Origin of the sequence: Streptomyces sp. NPDC008313, assembly GCF_042956125.1 — a bacterium.
Lineage (GTDB): Bacteria > Actinomycetota > Actinomycetes > Streptomycetales > Streptomycetaceae > Streptomyces.
In genome coordinates this window covers 1-10,299 of record NZ_JBIBFR010000052.1, presented here as the reverse complement: position 1 = coordinate 10,299, position 10,299 = coordinate 1, and the positions used below count along the sequence as shown (strand labels likewise).

The 10,299-nt window shown below is 67.7% G+C and carries 3 protein-coding genes; all 3 read left to right on the top strand.

Translation table 11 applies throughout. The features are described from left to right. Positions 1-115: 115 nt before the first annotated feature. Positions 116-1,615 carry an ATP-binding protein gene (locus ACFY93_RS34445; RefSeq protein WP_391365869.1) on the top strand — a complete coding sequence of 500 codons (1,500 nt, stop codon included), beginning with the start codon at positions 116-118 and terminating at the stop codon, positions 1,613-1,615. Between the two features lie 557 nt (positions 1,616-2,172). Beyond that, positions 2,173-5,820, top strand: a complete 3,648-nt coding sequence (locus ACFY93_RS34440) for a LamG-like jellyroll fold domain-containing protein (protein WP_391365868.1) — start codon at positions 2,173-2,175, stop codon at positions 5,818-5,820. 119 nt (positions 5,821-5,939) lie between these two features. Beyond that, on the top strand, positions 5,940-10,299 hold a 4,360-nt coding region (locus ACFY93_RS34435), incomplete at its 3' end, for an RHS repeat-associated core domain-containing protein (RefSeq protein WP_391365867.1).

The window sequence follows — 10,299 nt, the reverse complement described above, 5'->3', positions numbered from 1 at the left end:
TTCGACGACGTGCGAGACCGAAGAGGGGCCACTGTCACCCACGTCCAAGCTAGCCCTAATTCATTTAGGCTAAGTTCAGTCAGGCTAGTGGTCGGATCTGATCCGGGGGTAAGTCATGTCCTTCACCAAACCGGCAGCGGTCTTCGGGCGGGATCATGAGTGGGACGAGCTCGCGCGCTTCTGCACCGACCCGTCGGCAGGCCTCCGTATCGGGGTCGTACGCGGGCGGCGGCGGCACGGTAAGTCATTCCTGCTGGAGCATCTGTGCCGGGCCGTGGGCGGGGTCTACACCCTGGCGCTGCAGCAGAGCCGCACCATGGCACTCGACCGTTTCGCGGACAACCTCGCCCAGGGCCTCGGCTTCCGGGTCGGCCGCTTCGGCTCGTGGGTGGAGGCCCTGGACACGGCGGCGGACGTCCTCACCGGGCGCGGTGACGGGACGGCTCCCGCACTGCTCGTCCTCGACGAGTTCCCCTACCTCGTCACGCACTCGCCGGAGCTGCCGTCCGTCCTTCAGGCCCTCTACGACCGGCGAGGACCCTCCTCGGGCAGGCCGCCGCTGCGGATCATCCTCTGCGGCTCCGCGATCTCCACCATGTCGACCCTGCTCGCGGGGGACCAGGCCCTGCGCGGGCGTGCCGTGATCGACATGCGGATCGGCCCCTTCGGCTTTCGGGAGGCGGCGGAGTACTGGCGCGCCGGCGATCCGGAGACGGCTTTCCTCATCGACGCCGTACTCGGCGGAGCGGCCGGCTACCGGGACGTCGTCGGGGACCCGCCCGAGCCCGGAGAGGAGGGCTTCTACGCGTGGCTCGCGCGCACCGTGTTCAACCCGTCCCACATCCTCTTCAGCGAGCCCGAATACCTGCTGGCCGAGGACCCTCGTATAAGCGACCGGGCCACGTATCAGGCGATCTGGGAGGCGGTGTCGTCCGGGGCCGCCACGCCCACGCAGATTGGTGGACTCGTGGGGATGGACGCCAAGTCGCTGACGTACCACCTCAACATCATGAAGGCGGCGGCCTTCGTGCGGTACGAGCAGGACATGCTGCTCCAGCGCAAGCCCGTCATCACCGTCGCCGACCCCATCGTCCGCTTCCACGACCTGATCGTGCGTCCGAACCTCATCGACTTCGAACTGCGGGAGGGACGCGCCGCGTGGGAGCGGTCGAAGGAGACCTTCTCCTCCAAGGTGCTCGGACCCCATTTCGAGGATCTGGCCCGCCAGTGGACACGCCGATACGCGCGTGAGCACGGCCTGGACGACATCGGGCAGGTCGGCACCACGACCGTCGCCTGCCGCGAACACCGCGGACACGAGGTCGACGTCGTCGCCCTGAGCCGCGCGTCACGCCCCCGCGACAAGGGCGGCCGCATCGCGCTCCTCGGCGAGGCGAAGGCGACGAACAAGCCCAGGACCGCCACCGACCTGCGTCGGCTCGAACACATCCGCGACGTGCTGTGCGCGCAGGGCTGGGACGCGCGGGACTGCGCCCTGGCGGTCTACTCGCGAAGCGACCCCGCCGACGACCTGGTGGCCGCGGCGAACCGGCCAAGTACCGGACCGGGCCGCGCACTGCTCATCGGGATGCGGGACCTGTACGGCACGAGCTGACCAGCCTGCCTGGAGCGCCTTCGTCCGGATCCCTCCGGTCGACCGGTCCCGGTGCCCTCGCCGGGGCCAAGGGTGCCGGACCGACGAACACCCAACGGCTCAACGGTCTCCATGCGAACGCGGCATTTGCTCGCCTCGGTCTTGGCGGTGAATTCCGCAGCCCTTCACATTGTCGATTTGTTTGCATGAGAAAATAGTCACCGCGGCCGACCTCTGAGGAGCCACTCGGCGAGCGGCCGAGGCCGGTGCCTGCGAACGCTGATGGCTATGGCTGGAACCGCCTACTTGACCAAGGTGCCGAGAAGTGATCAGAGCCAGAAGGTCAGGAGCGGTTGTCCGGGTTGCTCCGGTCTAGACCCTTTGGTGTTTCCGCAGGTGATGAGCTCGATCGCTCTGCACTTTGCCATTTCTTGATTGACGGGTTCACCTTTCCGCTGCTTGGCTTCCGTCACTTGTTGTGAAGATGATGTGACTCCGGGGTGGGGAAATTGACTGGCGAACGGGGCCGGCGATCTCGCGACGTCCGCGCGAGAGGCAGAGCCTTACGTGTAGCGGGCGTGGTGACGGCAGTCGCTGTTGTCGCCTCGCTCGTTTCTGCTCTCGGAGTATCGGCCGAATCCGCGTATGCGAACGAAGCGAACGCCGACTCGGCGCAGTCGGCCTCGGTGCGCGCCGCGGCGACGGGCGAGCCGGTCGAAGTGACGTCGGAACGCACCGCCTACACGCAGACAGTGGCGAACCCGGACGGCACGTACACGCTGACCCAGTCGACCACCCCGCAGCGGGCGAAGGCCGACGACGGTTCCTGGCGAAACGTCGACGCGACGCTGGAGAGCCGCCCGGACGGCACGGTCGGGCCGAAGGCCGCGGTGGTCGATCTGGCGTTCTCCGACGGTGGACGCGGTGACGGGTTCATCAGCATCGGCAACGAACGTGGCGCACTGGCACTGGGATGGCCGGGCACGTTACCGAAGCCGACCCTCAGGGGCGCGACCGCTACGTACGCCGAAGTCCTCGACGGCGTCGACCTGGAGCTGACAGCGACGGCTGAGGGCTACCGGGAAGTGCTGGTCGTCAAGTCCGCGCAGGCGGCAGCCAATCCGGAGCTGGAACAGGTCGAGCTGACCGTGACCGGCAAGGGGTTGCAGGTCCTCCCTGGCCGGGGCGGTGGACTCCGAGCCGTCGACGAGGACGGCAACACTGTCTTCAACGGTCCGGCCGGTCTGATGTGGGACTCGTCCGGTGACGAGAAGCCGGCCCAGTCGGCCCCTTCGGCTTCTGCCATCTCAGGTTCCGCCACCTCGGGCAAGACAGCCGAGACGGCCCCCGGCGTCGGCGACGCCACCGCAGAGATGCCGGTGAAGGTCGGACGCGGCACGATCACCGTGAAGCCGAACGCCAAACTGCTGCGGGGCAAGGGCACCGTCTACCCCGTGCGGATCGACCCCTCGGTGGGGCTCGACGTCTCGGAGCGGTCGGTGCTCTCCAACGACGGCGACCGGTGGTGGCAGTTCGACGGCGACTACGGCGTGGGCAACTGCAGCCGTCTCGGCCCGTACTACTGCGACAAGGACCACACGAACCGGATGTACTTCGAGTTCGGTGCTTCGAAGCTGTCGGGCAAGCAGGTCATCGACGCGACGTTCCGTGCGAAGGAGACGTGGTCGTTCACCTGCGACGCGAAGTGGGTCGACCTGGAGCGGACGAACAACATCTCCGAGGGCACGCGCTGGCCCGGTCCGTCCCAGCTCGACCAGATGGGCGACCGCTATGTGTCAGCGGGACGCGGGGACCTGTGCAGTCCGGACCAGCCCGACTCGTGGATCGAGTTCAACGACAACCCGGACGAGCCGGACGAGAACCTCACCTCCTCCGTACGCAACCTCGCCTCGGGCAAGTTCTCGCGGCTGACGCTGATGCTCCGGGCCAAGGACGAGGGTGACCCCGCGGCGTGGAAGCGGTTCGACGACAACGCCGAGCTCCAGGTCGTCTACGTGCCGAAGCCGGGCGTGCCCTCCTCCGTCGGGCTGATTCCGGGCGACGGGACGACGGCGTACTGCAACAAGTCCTCCTCCGACCCGCTGATCGTCACCCGGTTCGACCCGATGGCGCAGGCCCGGGTGCAGACCCAGGTGAAGCCGAAGTCGGGCGAGGAGAAGGGCGAACTTCAAGCCGAGTTCGTGGTGCAGCGCGGTGACGACGCGGCCTGGCACCAGGTGTGGTCGGACTACCGGCCCAAGCCGGGCTGGAACCCGGACGACACGCTGGAGAAGGTCCGGATGACCAACAGGGCTGACGGCGGGCTCTACCGGATGCACGCAAGAACCCAGTCTCACTGGTCGTACGGATCGAAATCCGGTGATCTGTGGTCCAGTTACTCGTCATGGTGCTACTTCAAGATTGACTCCACGGCGCCGAAGGCACCGCAGATCGCCACGACCGGTGTGTACACCGAGTGCACGGCCGACCTGTGCGAGGGGAAGGGCGGCCCCGGTGTCGCGGGTTCCTTCCAGCTGAAGCCGAACGCGGCGGACACCGACATCACGGCCTACCGGTGGAGGCTGCTGACCCAGAAGAGCACCACCACGACGACCGGCTCGACGGTCGCCGTCAAGCCCGTACCGTCACTGTCCGGCACGCAGGTGCTCACCGTGCAGGCCAAGGATGTACGAAACCGGTGGGGAGACCCGGCGGAGTTCGTCTTCAAGGTGGCCAACGCGTCCGGTGCGGTCGGAACCTGGCACTTCGCCGACGGCACCCCTAGTTCCACGGCGACCACGGCCAAGGACAGCGCGACCGAGGGAACCCGGCATGACGTCACGCTGCACCCTCTGGCGGACGGCACAGGAGCAACTTGGTCAGGGCTCGGCCGGCGCGGCACGGGCGACTACTCGCTGCGCCTGAACGGCGATGTGACCGACGCGGCCAGGCGGACGGCCTACGCATCCACGGCCGACCCGGCAGTCAACACGGGGGACTCGTTCACGATCTCCGCCTGGGTGCTGCTGACAGACGGCTCCACGAACAGGGTCGTCGCCGCGGCTCCGGGCACCAATGGTTCGGCGTTCACCCTGTACTACTCGTCAACGTATGAGAAGTGGGTTTTCAACCGCACCGCCGGAGATGTGCCGTTCAGCCCGGTCTACATCCGGTCCATGGCGGATACGGCCGACCCCGTCAGGAACGTGTGGACCCACCTGGCCGGTGTCTTCGACAGCAAGGGCGACACGGACCGGACGAACGACACCATCCAGCTCTTCGTCAACGGCCGGGCGCAGGGCCAACCGGTCAAGGCGTACGCAGCTTCCACTGCCTACATCCCGTGGGTGTCGACGGAGGGCCTGCAGATCGGCCGTTCGAAGGTGGCGGGCGCCTACGGCGAGAACTTCATGGGACGCGTCGATGAGCTCAACCTGTGGCAGCGAGCGCTGACCGCCGACGAGGTGCGCCAGGCCGCGCGCCTGGAGTCGGACCTGACCCAGGCGGCCGAGTTGGTCGCCTACTGGGACACGGCTTCCGCCACCGACGGCAAGGTGGCGGAGTACACGCCCTACCCCGTCGACTCGATGGACATCTCGTCCACGGGCGCCGTGGCGGATCCCGACGACAACGAACTGAGGCTGGATGGCGCCTCGGGCTACATGTCGGCCACCGGACCGACGGTCGACGAGACCGGATCGTTCACTGTGACAGCCGACGTCAAGCTGGACGGCGCGAAGTTCGCGGCAATGCCGGTGGGCGGGCGTGCGCAGGTGTTCGGGCAGTCCACGCCGGACGGCAAGGAGTCGTCGTGGGCGCTGTGGGTGGAGAAGGTGTCCGACGACGGCTATCTGTGGCGTTTCGGCCGCACCGCGACCGACTCGGCCGGCAAGGTGCTCGCCTCCGTCCAGGTGTCGTCTGTGGAATCCGCTGAGATGGACACCTGGGTGCAAGTGACCGGGGTGTACGACGCTACCGAGGACGTCGGCACAGGCTACGGCAGCACCCATCTGTACATCGGTGAGACCGAGCAGGACCAAGAGGACGGCGGCGCCTTCGCCGCCATCCAGCAGGGCGGTGGCGAGATCGCCGCAGGCCGCGGCAGGGCAGGCGGGACCACCGGGTACTACCTGCCCGGCTCGCTGGACGAGGCCCGGGTGTGGGCCGGTGCGATGAACGGGGATCAAGTGCGATCCCTGGTGCTCGGTGCCTCGGACGACGAGTGACTCGCTGGAACCGGGCGGCGGACCAACGCCGCCGCCCGGCTCATGACTTCTGACCACGGCACGATCCGTCGTGCTCGGCGCTGCCCAGGGGCGGGCGGCCGTACAGGGAAACGGACATGATGAAACGGTTTCGAGCAGGTACGTCCCGGGCCGCCGGCCGGGGCAGACGTCTGGCCGCGGCGATAGGTTTCGCGCTGCTGCCGGGTCTGCTGACCCCCGTAGCCTTCGCCTCGGACACCGACCCCCTCGGCCGGCCGGACCTCAAGGCCCCGCACGCCACCAAGGTCAGCCCGTTCACCGCGGAGGTGAACAAGAAGACCGCCGCTGTCGTGAAGAAGGCGGCGGAGACGGACAGGACGGCGTCCGCGCGGGCACGCCACGACCAGCGGACCGAGGTGACCTGGCCGAAGGCCGGAACAGCCGCGCTTGCCGTCCCCGCCAAGGGCGCCGTCAAGGCCGCACCCGGAGCACTGCCCGTGACCGTCACCGCGTCGGGGAAGGGCCGCACGCCCACGTCCGTCGAGATCCAGGTCCTGGACCAGAAGGCGGCCACGGCGCTCGGCGTCAAGGGCGTCGTCCTGAAGGTCGCCGCGGCCAAGGGCAGTGGCAAGACCCGCCTCGGGATCGATTACTCCGCCTTCGCCTCCGCTTACGGCGGCGACTGGGCGGGCCGGCTCCAGGTGAAGCGGCTCCCTGACTGCGCCCTGGACGATCCGTCCAAGGCCGAGTGCCGCTCGCGCGAGAAAGTCGGCTCCGTCAACGACCGTGCCAAGAACAGCCTCTCGGTTCCGCTCAGCCTCTCGGCCGACGGAGCACCGATGATGCTGGCCGTCGCCGCGGGCACCCAGTCCGGTGGCGGTGACTACAAGGCCACTCCGTTGGCGGCGTCCTCCACGTGGGAGGCCGGCGGTTCGTCCGGATCGTTCACCTGGTCCTACCCCCTGCGGATGCCGCCCGCCGCGGCCGGCTCGCAGCCCTCGCTGTCGATCTCCTACGACTCCGGGAGCGTGGACGGGCGCACCGCGTCGACGAACAACCAGGGCAGCCAGGTCGGCGAGGGCTTTGACCTCACCTCGTCCTACATCGAGCGCAAGTACGGTTCGTGCGACGACGACGGCCAGGACGAGAAGTACGACCTGTGCTGGAAGTACGACAACGCGTCCCTGGTGCTGAACGGCAAGGCCACCGAGCTGGTCAAGGACGACACCACGGGCAAGTGGCGTCTGAAAGACGACGACGCCTCGACGGTCACCCGTTCCACGGGTGGGGAGAACGACGACGACAACGGTGAGTACTGGACGGTCCGTACCGGCGACGGCACGAAGTACGTCTTCGGCCTGAACAAGCTCGACGGGGCGGGTCCGGATGACCGCACCGACTCCGTCTGGACCGTGCCGGTCTTCGGTGACGACGACGGCGAGCCCGGCTACTCCGACGGCTCCTCCTTCTCCGGCCGGAGCAAGAAGCAGGCCTGGCGCTGGAACCTCGACTATGTCGAGGACCCGCACGGCAACGCCATGTCGTACTGGTACGCCGCCGAGCACAACAACTACGACAAGCTCGGCGACGACAACACCGGCACCGACTACACCCGTGGCGGATACCTGAAGGAGATCCGCTACGGGCAGCGCGCCGACGCCCTCTTCTCAGGCTCTCCCGCCGCCTCCGACAAGGTCGTCTTCTCCTACTCCGAGCGCTGCCTCGCCTCGGGCACCGGATGCGACTCGCTCACCGAGGACTCCCGCGACAACTGGCCCGACGTGCCCTTCGACGCGGTGTGCAAGGACGGTGACAAGTGCACGGGCAACGTCGGCCCGACCTTCTTCACCCGTAAGCGCCTCACCGGCATCACGACGTACGCGTGGGACGCGGCGGCCGCCACCCCGGCCTTCGCGGCGGTGGACTCCTGGGCGTTGAAGCAGACCTATCTCGACCCGGGCGACACCGGTGACTCGACCGACCAGTCGCTGTGGCTGGACGAGCTCAAGCACACCGGTAAGCACGGGACCGACCTGGCGATGGACCCGGTCAAGTTCGACCACGTCATGCGTCCGAACCGGGTGGACGGAGCAGCCGACGACATCCTGCCGCTCAACAAGCCCCGGCTGAAGACCGTCACCTCCGAGACCGGCGCGCAGACGATCGTCAACTTCGCGGCGTCCGAGTGCTCTGCCGGTGGCACCAAGCCGAAGGTCGACGAGAACACCAAGCGGTGCTACCCCGTCTACTGGTCGCCCAACGGGGAGAAGGACCCGAAGCTCGACTGGTTCCAGAAGTATCCGGTCACCTCCGTCTCCACCACTGACCCGTACGGCGGTTCGGAGGCGGTGCAGCACACCTACCAGTACTCCGGCGGCGGCGCCTGGCACTACAACGACGACCCGATGACGCCCGCCAAGGAGCGCACCTGGTCCATCTGGCGCGGTTACGAGAAGGTCACCCATCTCACCGGCGTCGCCGGCCACACCCAGAGCAAGTCCGTCACCGTCTACCTCCGCGGCATGAACGGCGACCGGGTGCTCGGCTCGGACGGGAAGACCCCCGACGCGGCCGCCCGCAAGACCGTGAAGGTCTCCGGGATCAAGGCCGCCGACATCACCGACTCTGACCAGTACGCGGGCTTCACTCGGGAGTCGGCCACCTACGACGGCGACACCGAGGTATCGGCCACGGTCAACGACCCCTGGTCGAAGCGGACGGCGACCCAGCACAAGTCGTACGCGGACACCGAGGCGTACTACGTGCGCACCGGAGCCACCCACACCCGGACCAACATCACCAGCAAGCTCACCCCGTACGACCGGGTGCGCACGGTGAAGACCACCTACGACGACTACGGCATGACCGAGACCGTCGAGGACGAGGGTGACGACGCCGTCTCCGGTGACGAGAAGTGCACCCGCACCTGGTACGCACGCAACGGCGACAAGGGCATCAACTCCCTGGTCTCACGCACCCGCACCGTCACCAAGACCTGCGCCACCACCGACTCGGCCCTCGACCTTCCCGCCGATTCCGGCCGTCCCGGCGACGTCGTCTCCGACACCGCCGTGGTCTATGACGACGCTGCGGCCACCACGTGGTCGGCCGGCCAGAAGCCGACTGTCGGCGATGCGGTCTGGACGGGCCGTGCCAAGGGCTACGGTGCCGACGACGCCCCTGTCTGGCAGAAGACCGCCACCAGCACCTACGACACGCTGGGGCGCGTGCTGGTGGTCAAGGACACCAACGGTCACGTCGTCACCGACACCTCGTACACCCCGGCCAAGACCGGACCGCTCACCTCTACCAGTGTCAGTAACGTCAAGGGTCACAAGAGCACCTCGACCGCTGACTTCGCCACCGGCGGTGTACTCAAGACCACGGATCCCAACAGCAAGATCACGGAGAGCGAGTACGACAGCCTCGGGCGTGTCACCAAGGTGTGGCTGCCCAACCGCCTGAAGTCGCTGGGCAAGACGCCGAACTACGTCTACGACTACAAGGTCACCAATGCGGCCATGTCGTGGGTGTCGACCGGCACGCTCAAGGGCGACGGTTCCGGCTACAACACCACGTTCGCGTTCTACGACTCGCTGCTGCGTGCCCGCCAGGTCCAGACGCCCAGCCCGGCCGGCGGCCGGCTCATCTCCCTGACGCTCTATGACGACCGCGGCCTGGCCGTCAGTCAGCAGTCGGACATCTGGGACGAGACGTCGTCTCCGTCCGGCACTCCGGTGGAGACCGACGGTGGCCAGGCGCCGGTAGAGACGGACGCCACGTATGACGGAGCCGGTCGTGCGGTCAAGTCGGTCACCAAGATCCATGGTGTGACGCGGTGGACCACCGGCACGACCTACACCGGCGACACGGTCGCGTCCACCGCGCCCGACGGCGGTCAGGCCACCGCGGTGGTGACCAACGCGCTGGGGCAGACGACGGAGCGCCGTGAGTACGGTGGTCCGAGCCCGACCGGTTCCGACTACACGACGACGGACTACACGTACACGCCCGCCGGTCAGCAGGAGGCCGTCACCGGGCCGGACAAGGCGAAGTGGTCCTACACGTACGACCTGTTCGGACGCCAGGTCACCGCCACCGACCCGGACAAGGGCAAGGCCGCGACCGCGTACGACGAGCTGAACCAGGTCGTCAAGGTCACCAGCGCCAACACCAAGAACAGCACGCTGCTGTACGAGTACGACGAACTCGGCCGCCGGACCGGTATGTGGCAGAACGACAAGACGGACGCCAACAAGCTCGCGGCCTGGACGTTCGACACTCTGGCCAAGGGGCAGCAGGACACCGCGGTGCGCTACGACGGCGGCGTGAGCGGAAAGGCGTACACCAAGAAGGTCACCGCCTACGACACGCTCTACCGGGTCACGGGCAGTCAGCTGATCCTCCCGGAATCGGACCCGCTGGTCGCGGCGGGTGTTGCGAAGACCTTGTCCTTCTCCGCGGCATACAACCTTGCCGGCGCGGTCAAGCAGTCGACGT